General features: G+C 63.5%; 15 protein-coding genes, 1 tRNA gene and 1 pseudogene. 7 read left to right on the forward strand and 10 right to left on the reverse strand.

What is annotated here, in order from left to right; all coding sequences use genetic code 11:
- Window positions 1–31: 31 nt before the first annotated feature.
- The gene (locus RCAP_RS09525) at window positions 32–997 is read right to left on the reverse strand and encodes a TDT family transporter (RefSeq protein ID WP_013067640.1); all 966 of its coding nucleotides are present in this window, start codon (window positions 995–997) and stop codon (window positions 32–34) included.
- Window positions 998–1129: 132 nt separating this feature from the next.
- Entirely contained in the window at window positions 1130–2032 is a 903-nt protein-coding gene (locus RCAP_RS09530; RefSeq protein WP_013067641.1) for a hypothetical protein, read from the reverse strand.
- A 56-nt stretch (window positions 2033–2088) separates the two neighbouring features.
- Between RCAP_RS09530 and RCAP_RS19590 the strand changes: the two genes are divergently transcribed.
- From RCAP_RS19590 to RCAP_RS18480, 7 genes are all read left to right on the forward strand, one after another.
- Window positions 2089–2247 (forward strand): hypothetical protein, encoded by a 159-nt coding sequence (locus RCAP_RS19590; protein ID WP_013067642.1) that lies wholly within the window; start codon window positions 2089–2091, stop codon window positions 2245–2247.
- A gap of 255 nt (window positions 2248–2502) precedes the next feature.
- On the forward strand, window positions 2503–3627 hold the full coding sequence (locus RCAP_RS09535; protein ID WP_013067643.1) for a porin family protein: 1125 nt from the start codon (window positions 2503–2505) through the stop codon (window positions 3625–3627).
- 112 nt (window positions 3628–3739) lie between these two features.
- Window positions 3740–4654 (forward strand): DMT family transporter, encoded by a 915-nt coding sequence (locus tag RCAP_RS09540; protein WP_013067644.1) that lies wholly within the window; start codon window positions 3740–3742, stop codon window positions 4652–4654.
- A gap of 25 nt (window positions 4655–4679) precedes the next feature.
- Entirely contained in the window at window positions 4680–5540 is an 861-nt protein-coding gene (locus RCAP_RS09545) for a hypothetical protein (RefSeq protein ID WP_013067645.1), read from the forward strand.
- A 39-nt stretch (window positions 5541–5579) separates the two neighbouring features.
- A complete protein-coding gene (locus RCAP_RS09550; RefSeq protein WP_013067646.1) occupies window positions 5580–6500 on the forward strand; it encodes a homoserine O-succinyltransferase in 921 nt (306 codons plus the stop codon).
- 57 nt (window positions 6501–6557) lie between these two features.
- Window positions 6558–6633: transfer RNA gene (locus tag RCAP_RS09555), tRNA-Val, on the forward strand.
- 78 nt (window positions 6634–6711) lie between these two features.
- Window positions 6712–8313: a DUF6538 domain-containing protein gene (locus RCAP_RS18480; protein WP_013067647.1), complete on the forward strand. Its 1602-nt coding sequence runs from the start codon at window positions 6712–6714 to the stop codon at window positions 8311–8313.
- Between the two features lie 67 nt (window positions 8314–8380).
- On the opposite strand, the pseudogene RCAP_RS09565 reads toward RCAP_RS18480, so the two are convergent.
- The 8 genes and pseudogenes from RCAP_RS09565 to RCAP_RS09590 form a co-directional block, all read right to left on the reverse strand.
- Window positions 8381–8662: pseudogene (locus tag RCAP_RS09565) on the reverse strand (transposase); the annotation flags it as partial.
- A 145-nt stretch (window positions 8663–8807) separates the two neighbouring features.
- Window positions 8808–9680, reverse strand: coding sequence for a ParB N-terminal domain-containing protein (locus RCAP_RS09570; RefSeq protein WP_013067648.1), 873 nt, complete (start codon window positions 9678–9680; stop codon window positions 8808–8810).
- On the reverse strand, window positions 9677–10219 hold the full coding sequence (locus RCAP_RS09575; RefSeq protein ID WP_013067649.1) for a ribonuclease H family protein: 543 nt from the start codon (window positions 10217–10219) through the stop codon (window positions 9677–9679). The genes RCAP_RS09570 and RCAP_RS09575 overlap by 4 nt, the downstream gene beginning before the upstream one ends.
- Entirely contained in the window at window positions 10216–10875 is a 660-nt protein-coding gene (locus tag RCAP_RS09580) for a hypothetical protein (protein ID WP_013067650.1), read from the reverse strand. The genes RCAP_RS09575 and RCAP_RS09580 overlap by 4 nt, the downstream gene beginning before the upstream one ends.
- Window positions 10872–11009 (reverse strand): hypothetical protein, encoded by a 138-nt coding sequence (locus RCAP_RS19595; protein ID WP_157850510.1) that lies wholly within the window; start codon window positions 11007–11009, stop codon window positions 10872–10874. The genes RCAP_RS09580 and RCAP_RS19595 overlap by 4 nt, the downstream gene beginning before the upstream one ends.
- A 662-nt stretch (window positions 11010–11671) precedes the next feature.
- Window positions 11672–13987, reverse strand: coding sequence for an EcoAI/FtnUII family type I restriction enzme subunit R (hsdR, locus tag RCAP_RS09585; RefSeq protein ID WP_013067651.1), 2316 nt, complete (start codon window positions 13985–13987; stop codon window positions 11672–11674).
- A gap of 14 nt (window positions 13988–14001) precedes the next feature.
- Window positions 14002–15207 carry a restriction endonuclease subunit S gene (locus RCAP_RS18920; protein ID WP_013067652.1) on the reverse strand — a complete coding sequence of 402 codons (1206 nt, stop codon included), beginning with the start codon at window positions 15205–15207 and terminating at the stop codon, window positions 14002–14004.
- Window positions 15204–16652, reverse strand: a complete 1449-nt coding sequence (locus RCAP_RS09590) for a class I SAM-dependent DNA methyltransferase (RefSeq protein WP_013067653.1) — start codon at window positions 16650–16652, stop codon at window positions 15204–15206. Before RCAP_RS09590 ends, RCAP_RS18920 begins: the two co-directional genes overlap by 4 nt.
- Window positions 16653–16673 lie beyond the last annotated feature (21 nt).

The raw sequence follows: 16673 nt of genomic DNA on the forward strand, positions 1-16673 counted from the left end.
TGTTTCATGGCTTGGCCCCCGACGCAAGCCCTCAGGCGCGGGCGGCGCCGGTTTTCGCCGCCAGATCGCCCTTTGCCCACATCTTGTAAAGGCGGATGGCGATGGCCGGAAGGATCGCCGTCGCCGCCACCAGAGCCGCCGCGCCCGGCAGAAGCCACAGATCACCCAGCGACAGCCAGAGCGTCGCCGTCGCCGCCAGCGGGAAGGTCAGCGCCCCCCAGAGCGGAGAGAACCCCGCCGCCAGCAGCCAGCGCCCGCGCAGCACGAGGAGAAGCAAAAGCAGCGCCGCGCCGAGGGCAAAGACGAAGGCCAGCGCCAGCGCGCCAAGCAGCGCCGCGGTGGTGCCCAAAAGCGCCGCCGGGGCCAGATGGATCGCCAGCAGCGGGCGCAGCGGCGCGGGCACGGTCTCGCGGGAAAGCTGCTGCAGCGACAAGCTCCAGATCACCAGCGCGCAGATCAGCGCAAGCCAGAACAGCGCCGCCGCCACCGTCGCAAGGCCAAGCTGCGCCGCCACCAGCGCCGCCACGATCCAGCCCGAAAACAGCAGATGCCAGGTCGGATTGACCCGGCGCTGCTCGGCCGGGCCGGTGGCGAAGACGTAAAGCATCGCCGCGCAAAGCCCCAGATGCAGCGCCCCCGCCCCGGCCAGAACCGTCACCGCCGCGCCGGGCAGATAGGGGCCAAGGATCGCCGCGATCAGATACAGCATCAGCACCCCGGCCGAAAGCCCGGCCCGGCCGGGCAGGATGCGCAGATCCTCCAGCACCACCGCGGGGCGGCGCAGCGCCTTGACCAGATAGGTCAGGAAGACGAAGGCGCACAAAAGCGTGACCGCCCCGCTCAGCGCCTCGGCAAGGCCCGGCGGCAGATCGAAGACCTGCGCCGCCTTGCGCCAGCCAAGCGCCAGCGCCGCAAGGCCAAGCGTGGGCGGAAAGATCGCGGGAGGGGTTCGGCGCCAAAGGCCGGGGGGCGCGGATTGCGGAAAAACAGGGGCCATCGTGTCGGTCTGCCTTGGCTGGGGCATGTCGGAACGCGTGACATGCGGGATCGGGCGGAAATCTTGCAGAAGCGCTTCGGCAAAGAAAGGGCAAATCCGCCGCAGGGCTGCGTGTGGGGGGGCGGGGCCAGGTCAGCCCCGCCCCGGCAGCACCCAGACGGTGGCGCCAAGCGCCTGCACCGCCGCGCCGGTGCCCAGCTTGAAGCGCATCAGCCCCGCCCCGGCCTCGGAATTGATGTCGCCCAGATCGAAGTGGCGCACCCCCTGCGCCCGCAGCCGCAAGGCCGCCTGCCAGAGCAGAAGATTATGCGCCCCCGCCGCCCGGCCCTCGGGCCCCGACCAGCCCAGATGATAGCTCGCCCCCGCCCCAGCCCGCAGCACCATCACCCCGGGCTGACGCGGCACCGCGGCGGGTGCCCGCCGAAAAGCACCAGCACCGATCCGGGGTCGCGTTGCGCCCCAGGCGGCGGCAAAGGCGGGCGGCAGGGCGCGGTAGCCGCGGTCCCGGCGCTGCTGCGCCTCGGCGGCGATCAGCCAGTCGGCCGCGGGCTCGACCCTGACCCGCAGCCCCGCGCGTTCCGCCGTCACCAGACGGTTGCGCCATTTCCCCTGCAGCCCGGCGCGCAGGGCGGCCTCCTCGGGGCTCAGATCCCAGATCGCCTGATGGCGCGCGGTGATCAGCGGCACCAGCCCCGGACCCGCCACCGGCGTCTCGGGCGTGACGATCAGCAGCCCCGGCAGCGCCCGCGCCAGGGCGCGCAGCGCCCGCCGCCGGATCTCTTCGGGCAGATCGGGGACAAAGACCGGACCGCGGCTGCACAGCCACAGCCCGCCCCGCCCCAGCACCTGCGCCAGACCAATCCGCCGCCCCCCGGCGCCGATCTGCAGCCGCCGCAGCCCGCGCCCGGCCGCCGCCGCGATCTCGCCGTAACAGGCCCGCGCCTGCAAGGCCGCCGCGGGCGAAAGCGCCGCCACCGCCGCGTCGAAAGCCCCCGGCTCGGCGGGCGCGAATGTCGTGATCTCGATCCTGTCCATGGCGCCATTAAAGCCCTGTTTACCTAATTCAGGGTTAATGATCGCCGGAGGCCCCGATGACCCGCAAGCACAGATCCCCGACCCCGCCCCGCAACACGCCCGAGATCCCGGCGCCGCGGCCGACGCTCTGGGCGGCCCTTGGCGTCGCGGCGGCGCTGTCGCTTTTGTGGCTGCTCGGCCTGGGTCTGTGGCGGCTGATCGGCGCATGGATCTGACACGGACGCACAACCCCGGCGTGCACCCCGGCCCGCCTGCGGATGCGGCAACGCAGCGCAAATGCGCCGCCCACCCTCGCAACTGCGGCAACTAAACCGTTGTGTTTACGTGATTCGTGGCAGTTCGGCCACATGACCCAACGGCAAGCTCACGCGGACGTGACGTAAGGCCGCAGCCCGAATTGATTCACCTTAACAGCGTGATAGGGTCGATATCGGGAGAAGAGTCCAACACGCTCTAGGGATGAGAATCACATGAAAAAAATACTGATGACGGCCAGCGCCCTTGCCCTTGGCGCGACAGCCGCCACTGCGGGGGGTATTGAACGGTCCAGCCAGTCGGTGGGGATCCTGTTCGAGAAAGGAAACTACGTCGAGTTGAACTTTGGCGGCTTCAGCCCGGATGTGTCGGGTGTCGGCCTGAACGCGACGATGAGGCGCCGAGATGCCGGCTCTGGAGACATGGCGGGCGGTTACGGCACATACAGCTTTGGATACAAGTTTACGCTGACCGACAAAATCGACGCTGCCGTGGTGCTTGAAAACGCGATCGGCGCAGATGTGAATTATCCGACGGGAACGGACTACTTCCTGCAAGGGGCTACGGCGACCATCGACAACACCTCGCTCACCGGGATGCTGCGTTATAAATTGCCGCAAAATTTCTCGATGATCGGCGGGATTCGGGCGCTGCGGACCAGCGGCGTGGTCAGCCTGCCCTCGGTCGGCGCTTATCACATGAGTTCCTCGACCGAAACGGACTTCGGTTATCTTGTCGGCGTGGCTTGGGAAAAACCCGAAATCGCGGCACGCGTGGCGCTGACTTACAATTCCAAGATCACCCACGACTTCGATGCCCGTGAAACGAGCCTTTACACGGGCGGCAGAACGCTGGACACTGTCTTTTCTACCACGATCCCGGAATCGGTGAACCTGGAATTCCAGACCGGCATCGCCAAGGACACGCTGGTCTTCGGCTCGGTGCGCTGGGTTCACTGGACACAGCTGCAAATTGCGCCGAGGCATTATACGTCCCCTCGCGCTGATGGCGGCATGCAACAGGATCCGCTGGTGGCCTACAAGGACAATACGGTCACCTATGCGCTGGGCGTCGGACGCAAGTTCAATGACAAGTGGTCCGGCGCAGTCGTGCTCGGCTACGAGAAATCGTCCGGAGAGACGACGGGCAACCTTGGCCCGACCGACGGTTTCCGCTCGATCGCGCTGGCGGGCACCTATCAGGCGACCGAGAATGTCAAGGTCACGCTGGGCGTGCGCTATGTCGATATCGGCGATGCGACGACCAATTCGCCCGTCAGCGGCGACTTCTCGGGCAACTCGGGCTGGGGCGCGGGGGTGCGCGTCGGCATCAGCTTCTGATCTTTCCGGCATTTCCGAAATTCACGAAGGGCCGCTTTGCGGGCCTTTCAATTGTCCTTGGCACAAGTTCCGGGTGGCCCCGCCGCCCTGCCCCGGCTAGCTTGCCGCCACCATGACCACGACCCGCATCCCCCCGCTTGCCTGGGCGCTTCTGGCGGCCCTTGCCCTGATCTGGGGCACCTCCTTCCTGTCGAACCGCGCCGCGCTGACCGGCACGGGCTTTCTGACCACCGTCACCTTTCGCGTCACCGGCGGCGCCGTTCTTTTGTGGCTCTGGGTGGCGCTGCGCCGCCTGCCCCTGCCCGAGGACCCGCGCTTTCTGATCCGCTTCCTGATCATGGGGGCGCTGAACAATGCCATTCCCTTCTCGCTGATCGTCTGGGGCCAGCAGCATATCGACAGCGGTCTGGCCGCGATCCTCAATGCCTCGACCGCGCTTTTCGGCGTCCTGGTTGCCGCCGCGGTCTTTCCCGACGAGCCGCTGACCCGCCGCCGCCTGTCGGGCGTTGCGCTTGGCTTTGCCGGTGTCGTGCTCGCCATCGGCCCTTCGGCGCTGACGGGCTTCACCCTCACCTCGGCGGCGCAATGGGCGATCATCGGCGCCTCGCTCACCTATGGCTTCGCGGGCGCCTATGCGAAAAAGGCGATCACCGGCCTTGCCCCCGAGGTCGCCGCGGCGGGCATGCTGACGGGCGGGGTGATCTGGCTGGCCCCCGCGATGCTGATCTTTGAGGGCGTGCCGAGCTTCGATTACCGCGCCGAGGTCTGGGCCGGGCTGATCTGGCTGGCGCTGGGCTGTTCGGCGCTGGCCTATCTGATCTATTACCGCATCCTGGCGCTTGCGGGGGCGGGCAATCTCTCGCTTGTCACGCTGCTCATTCCGCCCGTCGCCATCGTCGCAGGCGCGCTCGTCTATCACGAACGCCTTGGGCCGCATGCGCTTTCGGGCTTTGCCGTGCTGGCTGCGGGACTTTGGCTCACCAATTCGCGGCCAAAACCGCGTGACGGCGGCCGCGACGCGCGCTAAACCCGGGCCAAACGAGGGGGCTCGCATGATCTACGCAAACCGCGCCGAATGGCGGACGGCCAGCCGCAAACGGGTGTTGTTCTTCGGCATGTCCGGTCTGGGCAAGACCTATCTGGCCAACATGCTGCGCGCCGCCCCCACGGGCTGGTTCCATTACTCGGTCGATTACCGGATCGGCACGCGCTACATGGGCGAATACATCGCCGACAACTTCAAGCGCGAGGCGATGAAGAACCCGTTCCTGGCGGAACTTCTTCTGTCGGATTCGGTCTATATCGCCTCGAACATCACCTTTGACAATCTGGCGCCGCTTTCGACCTATCTGGGCAAGCCGGGGTCCGAGGCCAAGGGCGGGCTGACGTTCGAGGACTACATGATCCGGCAGAACCAGCATCGCGGCGCCGAACAGGCGGCGCTGATGGACACGACCTATTTCATCGAACGCTCGCAGGCGATCTACGGGCTGCCGCATTTCGTCTGCGACTGCGGCGGCTCGATCTGCGAGGTGGTCGACCCCGAGGACCGGAACGACAAGATCCTGCGCGAACTTTCCGACCACCTCTTGATGGTCTGGATCGAGGGCAGCGCGGAACATACCGAGGAACTCGTGCGCCGCTTCGACCGCGCGCCGAAGCCGATGTATTACCAGCCCGCCTTTCTGGAAAGGAAATGGCTGCAATACCGGGTGGAACGGGGCCTGCGCGAGGACGAGGTGAACCCCGACGATTTCATCCGCTGGACTTATCATCAGGCGCTGGCGCATCGGCAGCCGCGCTATGCGGCGATGGCGCGGAACTGGGGGGTCAAGGTGGCTGCGTCAGATGTGGCTCTTGTCCGCGACGAGAAAGACCTTACATCGCTCATTGCCTCGGCGCTTCCGGCCTGAGGCGCGTCTGAACCTCCTCTGCCAAGTATCGGAAAGACAATGCCCATCACCCTGCCTGCCACGCTGCCCGCCTTCGACATCCTGTCGCAGGAAGGCGTGATGGTGATGACGCCCGAACGCGCGGCGCGGCAGGAAATCCGGCCGCTGCGGATCGGGCTTCTCAATCTGATGCCGAAGAAGATCCAGACCGAAAACCAGTTCGCCCGGCTGATCGGCGCGACGCCGATCCAGATCGACTTCCAGCTGATCCGGATGACCGCGCATCAGACGAAGAACACCGCCGCCGAGCATATGGCCGAATTCTACCGCCCCTTCGCCGAGATCGAGGCCTCGGGCGAGAAGTTCGACGGGCTGATCGTCACCGGCGCCCCGATCGAGCATCTGGCCTTCGAGGACGTGACCTATTGGGACGAGCTGCAGCGCGTCTTCGACTGGACGCAAAGCCATGTGTTTTCGACCTTCGGCGTGTGCTGGGGGGGGATGGCGATGGCCTATCACTTCCACGGCGTGGCGAAGCACCTGCTGGACGCCAAGGCCTTCGGCTGCTTCCGCCACCGCAATCTGGCGCCGACCTCGCCCTATCTGCGCGGCTTTTCCGATGACGTGCTGGTGCCGGTGAGCCGCTGGACCGAGATGAAGCAGGACGAGTTGGACCGGGCGGGGCTGCGCACGCTGATCGCGGGCGACGACACCGGCCCCTGTCTGGTCGAGGACCCCTGTCACCGCGCGCTTTATGTGTTCAACCATTTCGAATATGACAGCACGACGCTGAAGGACGAATACGACCGCGACGTGGCGGCGGGCAAGCCGATCAACGTGCCCGCGAATTACTACCCCGACGACGACCCGTCGCAGCCGCCGATGAATCGCTGGCGCAGCCATGCGCATCTGCTTTACGGCAACTGGGTGAATGCGATCTATCAGGACACGCCCTACGATCTGGCAAAGATCGGCAGCTGATCCGGTCCAAGATCGCGCTTGCGGTGCTTGCCGCACGCAGGCTAAGAGCAGGGCACCGGGTGATTAGCTCAGTTGGTAGAGCGCCTCGTTTACACCGAGGATGTCGGGAGTTCGAGTCTCTCATCACCCACCACCGCAGCCCATTGTTTTCCATAAGGAATTGCCAATAAAGGCAAATCTGCGCCTCTACTGGTACATAGAGGTGGTACATATGGGACTCAAAATGCCAGCCCCGGTTCTGATCGGTTCGACCTACTATCTGCGCGTCCATGTGCCCGCCGACGTGGCCCCGAAGGTGCGCGGCAAGAGCGTCTCGGTGCCGGTGGCTGGAATGTCCTGCGTGGTGCGGGTCAACGGCCCGGTGAAGGTATCGCTGCGCACCAAGGAGGCGAAGGAGGCCAAGGCCCGCTTTGCCGTCGCCCATGCCGCGCTGGAGGCGCATTGGGAGGCTGTCCGCAATGGGCCACGAGCGCTGACGCACAAGCAAAGTCTAGCCCTTGCCGGGGCGCTCCGGGCGTTCTGGATCGATGCCTTCGATGAAGACCCGGGAAGCCCCAAACGCTGGCAGAACGTGCAGGAAGTAAATGCCGCAGCCAAGGCCGGGCGACTGTCACTGCCCCTGATCGGCAAGGACGCGCAGCTTGAGGCCAGCCTGAACGCCCGCTTTGGCCCTATCGTGGATGCGTTCCTCGCGCACAAGGGCATTCTGCTTGCGCCCGAGTCGCGGCTGCCATTGTTGCGCCACGTCGTCGATGCGATGGACGACGCGGCGAAGGTGACCGAAGCGAAGGCGATGGGCGATTATTCCCAGCAGGGCAAGGCGGCACTCTACCCAGCGCTTGACCTTCCCGTTGCCAAGCCCTCGCCAAAGTCGGCGCCACCGTCGCCCAAGCTGACCTTCTCCGGCGTCATTGATGCATGGGTTGCGGCCAAGGCGCGGGGAAGAAATGCGGCCCCCGTACGCCCGGACACGGAACGCAAGTACCGCCGGGAATGCGCCGAGTTCGTCGCCTTCCGCGGCTCCGACGATATGACCACCGTCACCGCCCGCGAAGCCGAGGCGTGGCTGAATGCGATGCTGAGCGAGGCGAAACTGTCGAACAATTCGATCCGCCAGCGGTTGCAAAATATCCGCTCGGTGGTCGAACACGGGCGGCGGCAAAGCCTTGGCGAGTTGTTCCCGATGGGCAACCCGCTGGAGTTCGTGCAATTGCCCGAGGCGGCCCCGGTGGCGAGCGATCTGCGCACCCTGACGCTGGCCGAGGCAGAAGCAATCCTGCGCGCCGCCCGCGCCGAAACCCGGCCGGAACTGCGCTGGCTGCCGTGGCTCTGCGCCTATTCTGGCGCGCGGGTCAACGAGGTGGCGCAGCTGACGCCCGGAGACTTCTTCCAAGTCGGCGAAGACTGGTTCTATCGGCTCACGACGATGGGCGGCAAGACGCTGAAGAACCGGCACAGCGAGCGCCGAGTGCCTGTTCACCCCGATCTGGTCGCCGAGGGGCTGATCGTCTTTGTCGAGAGCCGCAGGGATCGCCCGGAGGAACGCCTGTTCCCGCGCCGGTCACAGGGGAACGTGGCAACATGGGTGCGCGAGAAAGTCGGCCTGACGCGCCCCGAACTCGCCCCGAGCCACGGCTGGCGCCACCTCTTCGAAGACAAGGCGCTGGTCGCCGGAATGCTGGACGCCGCCCGGCTCTATCTGACCGGGAGATCTGGGGGCGGCTCCGCTGCCGGGTATGGAAAGAGCGAGGTCATGCTGCCAGGGCTGGCGGCCGAGATGCGGAAGGTGGAAGGAATTCTGCATCGCCTATAGAGCAAAGGCGCACATAGCGTTCCGGAGACTTCTAAATTGATCGCCCAGGGTCCAGCCTCATTGAGTTTCACAGCCAGAACAAGACGGTTACGGCGAGGAGGATGGCGGAGAAGAAGGTCTGTGAGCAGCGGTCGTATCGGGTTGCAACACGCCGCCAGTCCTTCAGACGACCGAACATGATTTCGATGCGGTTGCGCCGTTTGTAGCGCCTCTTGTCGTATTTCACCGCCGTCTTGCGGGAGTTCCGGCCCGGGATGCAGACCTTTATCCCCTTGTCTTTCAAAGCTTCTCTGAACCAATCGGCATCATAGCCCCGAGCGGCCAGCAGCCAGCCCGCCTTGCTCATCGATCAGATCTCCTTGCGCAGCCTGAATCACGCCAAATGCCTGAAATCAATGGGTCTGAACCCTAACAACCTCCCTGCCCGCCAAAAGGCGGACAAGGAGATGCAAGATCACCTAAATAGGTGTTCCTTCTACATGGGCGTTTGGCGCTCAGAACTGCGGATCGGGGTCGTCGTCTTCCACGTCCTCGGCCGCCTCGTCACCGCCCGACCGCGCCAACTCCAGCCACTCGTTCGCCTCCTCCTCGCCACCGAGCAGGTAATCGAGCATCTGCTTCAGCGCGTTGTCGCCAAGCGCTTCGCCGATCGCCTCCCAGATGGCCTGTTGTTCGCGCAGGATGGGCCGTTCGGGATGCTTGCGACGGTCGAGAAGTTCACGAATGTCCCCCGCCAGTTTCCCGATCTCGGCCTTGCGCTGGGCGTCCGTCATCTGCCCAAGCCCGGCGTCATTTGCATCATCCCGCGTCCGGCGATCTCGCGCCCAAGACCCGGTGATCTCGATGCCTTCCTCCTGCATCACCCGGAACCGCGCCCGCATGTTGTCCACCGTTGCCCGCGCCACATCGGCCCAAGCGGCGATCTCTCGGACCTTGTAGCGGCGCGGCACAGGCTCGCGCACAAGCCGCCATGCTGCATCCATCCGCTCGGCCTGAGAAAGCCCCCTTGTGCGCTTCGCATTGGCCCGCAGCGCCGCGCCGAGGGCATCCCGGCGATCCGTCCCGACAAGGACAATGGCCGGGATCGGTTGCGACCACTTCACCGCGCGATAGGCCGCAAGGCGGTGCGCCCCGTCGAGCAGGATCAGCTTGCCCGATGCCCCGATCTCGCCCGGCCCGGCTCGCCACAACAGCACCGGATCGAGCGGCGCACCCGTGTTTCGGATCGTGCTCGCAAGGTCCGCCTTATGGGTCGCGTCGATGCCATCCGCCCGGAATTTGAAGTCGGCGCTTTCGGCAATCTGGTCGAGGGTCACCTCCATGGTGACGGAACCCGGTTTCGCCGTGATCGGTTGCATCGACGTCATGCCAGTTCTCCTTCCATTACTTCGATCACACGCGGTTTTCGTTGCGCCCGCCCCTTCGCGGCAAGCTGGTCGGCTTCGGCGTTCATCCGGTCGTCGGAATGGCCGCGCACCCACTCGAAAGTGACGTCGAGGCCATCGCACAGCTCAACGATCTCTCTCCAAAGCGCGACGTTTTCGGGTTCCTTGCCGTCAGCTTTGCGCCAGCCCTTGGTGATCCAGCCGGGCAACCACTCGTTCTTGCCGTCGATCAGATACTTGCTATCGCTGCGGATGAAGGCGGGCATTTTCTCGCCTTTCCGGATCAACTTGAGCGCCTCGACCGCTGCGCGCATCTCCATCTCGTTGTTGGTCGTCTGTTGCTTGCAGCCGTAGATATGTGCGCGCTTGATCTCTCGGCCATCACGGTAGCGGCACAGGATGGCCGCATAGCCGCCCCGTCCGGGGTTCGGTTGGCAGGAGCCGTCGGTGTAGACAATGATGCAGGTCGGAAGGGGCAGCGCGGCCCCGGTCGTTTCGTTGCTCAAAGGTTCGTCCTTCATTGCAGGTTGGAGATTGCGGTGGCGAGCCGCTGTTTCGTCTCGGTCGCGGCCTTGCGGTCGCGCGCGTCGAGGTCTGCCAGACGCAGCCCGATGGCGCCGAAAGCGGTCATCAGCTTGCGCCCAAGGAGAGCCGCCGCCTTGGGCGTCATCTCGCGGTAGATGCGGACCTGCTGGCCCGTCCGGTGATCGTAGCGCAGCCCGACATGGCGGCTCGACAAGGCCCGGACGCGCCGGGCGATCTGGACGCGCAAGGCGTCATCGGTGCGAAACCGCCGCGGCCGGTCGCGCCACATCAGCACCATCGCCAGAACCGTCGCGATCACCGTGGCCGGTGAAACGTCCTGCGCGATGGACACGATCTCGTTGGCGGCGCTGCGCTCATAACGGTTGCCGATGCGGCGACTGGAGGCGGCCCCGGCCTCGGCGACAATGCTGGCCCAGATCTCCTCCGTCAGGGGCCAGGTCTCGTTGCTGGGGTTTCTGGCAATCCGCGCTTCGATCCGCGCAAGATAAGGCGCCAGTTCGGTTTTGGTGACGCCGCTCTGATCGGGCGCACCGTGCCGCCGAAGCGTGCTCTTGTGGCGGCGGCAATGAGGTGAAAAGTCGGATGCGGCGGGGCTGCCGCAGTTCGGAACGGTGCAGATGCGCGCGGTCATGGCGTGACCTTGCGGCTGCCGGGTCGAGAGGTGGTGTCGTGGTTCAGGTGGTTCTCCTTGGATTTGTAGCCGCCCCCAGAGAGACAGGGACGGTTGGTGATGCGATTGTGGCGGGTTTGGGATGTGGGTTCCATGATGTGCCTCCTGTGCTGAGGAGGACGCGGCACATCGGGCGCGCTCGACGGTGGTTTCGCCCCTGCCGGGGCATCATCAGCGGGACGGCCTCAGTCCCGGACCTCGCTGAAACCGCTTTCGCGGCTTGCCCTTCACGCATTGGATTGCGACCATCGGGCCAGAGACATCCACCTCCGTCTATTGTGCGGTGGCCCCGTGACGTGGGTCAGACGCGCCAGCCATCCGGGCCGACCTCGGCCGCCACGAAGGCGGAAAGAGCGGTGCCCGACGCGGGCAACCCGGCGGGCGATGGGGAGTTTGAAGCTGTGCCGAGGGCCGCAGCACTGCCCGGAAAACAGGCTGGCTACGGGAAGAGCCGCTGCACGATGGGCAGGGCTGGTTGAGGTTCGGTCCTTGCGGTCGGCCTGTTCCTGACGGAAGGGGCCGTGGGGGTTCACCGGGCAGAATAAGCCCGGGGATGGTGCTTATGACTCAGGATTCGCGATCGCGCAAGAACTATTTTCAAACGAAATCATTGCGTTGACGCACAAAGTAGAAAATCTGCTGCGAAAATACCCGATAGCTCTTTGGCATCATGGGGTTGGCCGGTGGAGCCGCTGCGCCTGTGCCCGGATTTGTGCCCGGCGTTCACATACCATGGCAGGAGCGAAAGGGGGCACGATCACTGCCGATAGAGATTGCGCTGCACTTTTATGAAAGCCTCACGAATCGTCAGCACATCACCAAGAACGGCTTTCGCATCCGCAACGGAACCGTAGCGGCTAACAAGGAAGTTGCCCAACTTGCCCACCGCCAGTTCGCCCTCGCCATGCGCCTCGTAGGCTTGCAGGATGCCTAGCAGGAACTCCTTCATCTTGGCATCTGCCTCAGCAAGCCCCTCGGTGCGGGCGGCTTCGGCTCGTTCGGAGCGGGTCTTGGGCGGCACCGTGAACCGGATATAGGCAAGCACATCGAACAGATCGCTGTCGGGGGCGTCGATCAGGCGGCGCATGTCCGCCATCTTGTCGGCGTCATAGCCCCGCTGCTCCAGCACGGCGATGAAATGTTCCCGGCGCTCGGGGTCGCTCCACTGGCGGCGCAGATCGTCCTCGTCCACCACCAGCGCCACCAGATCGCCGAACAGCCGATCAAGGAACTCTTGCGCCGACATCGGCTTGCCGTCCGGTCCCCAATAGGTCGTCGAACCGATGTAGAGGATCTTGCGAGCCTTGCCGTCCGCCAGTTTGATTTCCAGTTTCACCTTCGGCTCGACCTCACCCCCGCCTTCCGGGGGCGGTGCGGGCGGGTCTGTCGGATCGGGCTTGGGCACCTTCGGTCCCGGCGGATCACTCTCGGGTGGCAGCGGTTCGCCATCCCACTCCGGGTCGTTGAAATGCTCGTGCGCCCGCACGAAATCGTAGATCGTGAAATAGTCCTTGCCGTCATAGGTCCGGGTTCCCCGTCCGATGATCTGCTTGAACTCGATCATCGAGCGGATCGGGCGCATCAGCACGATGTTGCGCACATTCCGGGCATCGACGCCGGTCGAGAGTTTCTGCGAGGTGGTCAGGATCGTCGGCACAATCTTGTCGTTGTCCTGAAAATCCCGCAGGTGCTGCTCGCCCAACTTGCCATCATCGGCGGTGACTCGGTGGCAATAGTTCGGGCTGGTGCTCACCTTGATCTGGTTGATGTGGTCCCGCACCCGCAGCGCATGGTCCTGCGTGGCGCAAAAAACCAAGGTTTTCTGCCGCTGATCGATCTGCGCCATGAACTCGGCAACCCGGCTGCGCTCTCGCTCGTCGATCACGATCTTGGTGTTGAAATCGGCTTCGGTGTAGCGGTCCTTGTCGATCTCGCCCGCCACGATCTCGTCGGTGCCATCCCAGACATATTCGTCCAGCGTGCTTGCCATCTGGCGCACCTTGAACGGCGTCAGGAAGCCGTCCTCGATCCCCTCCCGCAGCGAGTAGACGAAAACCGGATCGCCGAAATAGGCATAGGTGTCGGCGTTATGCTTGCGCTTCGGCGTGGCGGTCAGCCCCAACTGCACGGCGGGGGCGAAATACTCCAGAATGCCCCGCCAGTTGCCCTCGTCATTCGCCCCGCCCCGGTGGCATTCGTCGATGATGATGAAGTCGAAGAAATCCGGCGCATAGCCCTCATAACTGGGCTGACCGTCGCCGGTCATGAATGTCTGAAAGATCGTGAAGAAGATCGAGGCGTTCTTCGGCACCTTGCCCCGCTTGCGGATCGTGTCGGGGTCGATGCGGGTGATCGCATCCGCCGGAAAGGCGGAAAAAGCATTGTAAGCCTGATCCGCCAGAATGTTGCGATCCGCCAGAAACAGCACCCGGGGGCGGCGCTTCGGCTCGCCTGACAGGTTCCAGCGGGCGTGAAACAGTTTCCATGCGATCTGAAAGGCGATCGAGGTCTTGCCCGTGCCCGTTGCCAGCGTCAGCAGGATGCGCTTGTCGCCCTGTCCCACCGCCTCCAGCACGGCGTTGATGGCGTGGTGCTGGTAATAGCGCAACTGCCACTTGCCGCCCGCCACCTCGAAGGGTACCTCGCCAAAGCGGTCCCGCCACAGGCTCACCTCGCCGAAACACCGATCCCAGAGCGCATCGGGCGTGGGAAAGGGCACCACATTGCCCTCTGCCCCGCTGGACATGTCGGCTTCATACCAGCCCAGCCCGTTCGTGGCATAGCAAAGCCGGGCTTTCAGCCGCCCGGCGTAATCCTTTGCCTGAGCCAGCCCGGTGGTATGCGCCAGCCCCGCCCGTTTCGCTTCGATCACCGCCAGAATCTGATCCCGATAGGTCAGGACATAATCAGCGGAAAGGCTTGGAGCTTTGTTGCCGCCGGGCAGGATGCGCCCCGGGGTGATCGAAAACTCTCGCCGGATTTTCGCCCCGGGAACCGTCGTCCACCCCGACGCCACAAGGACCGGATCGATCCGGTTGGCACGGGTGTCGGCTTCGGTCTCGTTCTCAAACATGGGGAGAGTGTAGGTCAGCCCAACTCGCCTGAAAAGGCTTTTTGCAGAAGGGATTGCCGCAGGGAGGTGAGGTCGGCAAGGGTCGTGGTGAAATGCTTCTCGAGAGAAGACACATGGTTCCGAGCCTCTCGCATCTTCGCTGTGACGGCTTCTTGTCGGGACAAGTCGTGCGGCATCCGCACCTTTAGTGCACTCCACTTGGATTTGTTTATGATGGGCAATGTTGCCTGACCAGCATTTTGAATAACTTCCCTCTGGAAAGACTTGCTCAGCATTTGCAGATAGACGAACTCTCCGCAAATACCGACACTTGGAACGAGAGCATTTATTTGCTGGTTGGTGGCAATACTTCGATCCGAGAATCCCGCTTTCCCGATGGTTGCGCCAATGCAAACCATCAAGGCACTCCCCGGAGGCAAAATCCGAGAGGACGCCGCTCCCTTTTCGCTTAGACCTTCACTTTCATAGTTCAGTCGCCCATCGGGAAGAAAGTCTCCCGGCTTTATAAAAGGAATGAAGGTGCCAGTGTTGCCGGTTTCGGAAGTTCGGGGTGTTGAGCCGGTAACGGTTTGTCCAATATCGGACAAAGAACATTCTCGCCAATCGGTAGAGTTTTTTTCCAGTTCCTCTCGCAAAGTCGCCTCGAACAACTCCCTTGCATCGGCGAGGTTGGCCTCGGCGTTGGCACGGGCACGGTCGAGCCCCTCGAAGGTTTCATCCAGAATCGCAATGATCCGTTTCTGTTCGTCCAGAGGTGGGAGGGGGATGGGGAGTTTGCCAAGATTTGTTCGGCTGATCCTCTGTCGAGTCGTGCCTGTGCAAGCATCAGCGACAGCAGTCAGATAACTCTGCGACATCGAAAAATATATGAAAAACTCGGGAAGTAAAACATCTCGATCAAAGCGAATGATAGTGCAGTCCACCGCAGTGATCATCTTTTCGCCAGTGTCGGGAATAATGCAGGAACGCCCGACCGGATCAGGGAGCCGTGAAACAAGGCAGTCTCCGGGAAACACTTCTGTGCACCTAAGGCGCTCGAATGTTGCATCATCAATATATCGAGATTTTTCACATCTATTTTTGAAAAAGCCCGTGCCAATATTTCCCGTCTGTATGAGGCGAATGCCGGAATCAGACTGGTCTTTAGTCTCAACCCAGTTGCCATCAGTAATCGTCAAAGCCAGCGAGTGGAGCGGCTTGACCTGCCATCCCGCCTTCACAGCAGCCCCCGGATGCGCTCAAGGATCTCTGCCGTCTCGGCATCCCGGGCAAGGATCGCCTCGATGATCTCTTCGGGGGCCCGCAGCGTCTCTGCCTCGGGGGCGTTCGGGTTTTTGACCGACAGATCGCAGGTGCTGGCATCCACCGCCGTGCGCTCGACGACCCACGCCTTTGCCCCGGTGGCGAAGGTGCGTTGCATCTCGACAAACTCTGCCATGTCGTCGTCGTTCAGCGCATTCGTCTTGCCCAGACTGCGCCCGGGATCGAGTTGGTAAAACCAGATGCGCTCGGTCGGTGCGCCCTTCTCGAAGAACAGCACGACGGTTTTCACGCCAGCGCCCTGAAAGGTGCCCTGCGGGCAATCCAGCACGGTATGCAGGTTGCAGGTGTCCAGCAGTTCCCGGCGCAGCGCCACGCTGGCGTTGTCGGTGTTGCTCAGGAAGGTGTTCTTGATCACCACCGCCGCCCGACCGCCCGCCCGCAGTTTGCGGATGAAGTGTTGCAAGAACAGATAGGCGGTCTCGCCCGATTTGATCGGAAAGTTCTGCTGCACCTCCCGCCGCTCGCCGCCGCCAAAGGGCGGGTTGGCAAGGACGATGTCGTGGCGGTCCTTTTCCTGAATATCGAGCACATTCTCGTTGAGCGAGTTGGTGTGGACGATGTTGGGCGCCTCGATCCCGTGCAGCACCATGTTCATGATGCCGATGACATAGGCGAGGGACTTTTTCTCCTGCCCATAGAAGGTGCGCCGTTGCAGGGTTTCGTAGTCGCTTGCCGAAAGGTCGGGGCGGCGCAGATAGTCATACGCCTCGCACAAGAACCCGGCGGAACCCACGGCGCCATCATAGATCGTCTCGCCGATCTGCGGATCGACGACGGCAATCATCGCCCGGATCAGCGGGCGGGGGGTGTAGTATTCGCCGCCGTTGCGCCCGGCATTGCCCATGCGGCGGATGCGGGTTTCATAAAGCGCCGAGAGTTCGTGCTTGTCGGCTTGGGTCTTGAAGGCGAGCCCGTCGACGATTTCCAGCACATCCCGCAGGATATAACCCGAACGGAACTTGGACCGCAGTTCGGTGAAAACCTCGCCGATCTTGTATTCGATCGTGTCGGGACCGGTGGCACGGTCGTGGAACAGCGCCAGATGCGGGAACAGTTCGCCATCGACGAAGCGCACCAGATCATCGCCGGTCATGGCGGTGTCGTGGTCAAACACGCCGTTCTTCTTTGGCGCCGCCCAACGGTCCCAGCGATAGCGCCCGTCAATGATGGGGGCATAGGTCTTGCCTTCCAACTCGGCCCGATCCCGCCGCTCGCCCTCAAGGTCGTGCAGGTATTTCAGGAACAGCACCCACGAGGTCTGCTCGACATAGTCGAGTTCGTTGGAGATACCTTCCTCGGCACGAAGGGCTTTTTCGATGGCGTTGAAGGCGTTCTCATACATCTGCTCAGTCCTGTGCGCTTT

Source organism: Rhodobacter capsulatus SB 1003 (assembly GCF_000021865.1).
Taxonomy (GTDB): domain Bacteria; phylum Pseudomonadota; class Alphaproteobacteria; order Rhodobacterales; family Rhodobacteraceae; genus Rhodobacter; species Rhodobacter capsulatus_B.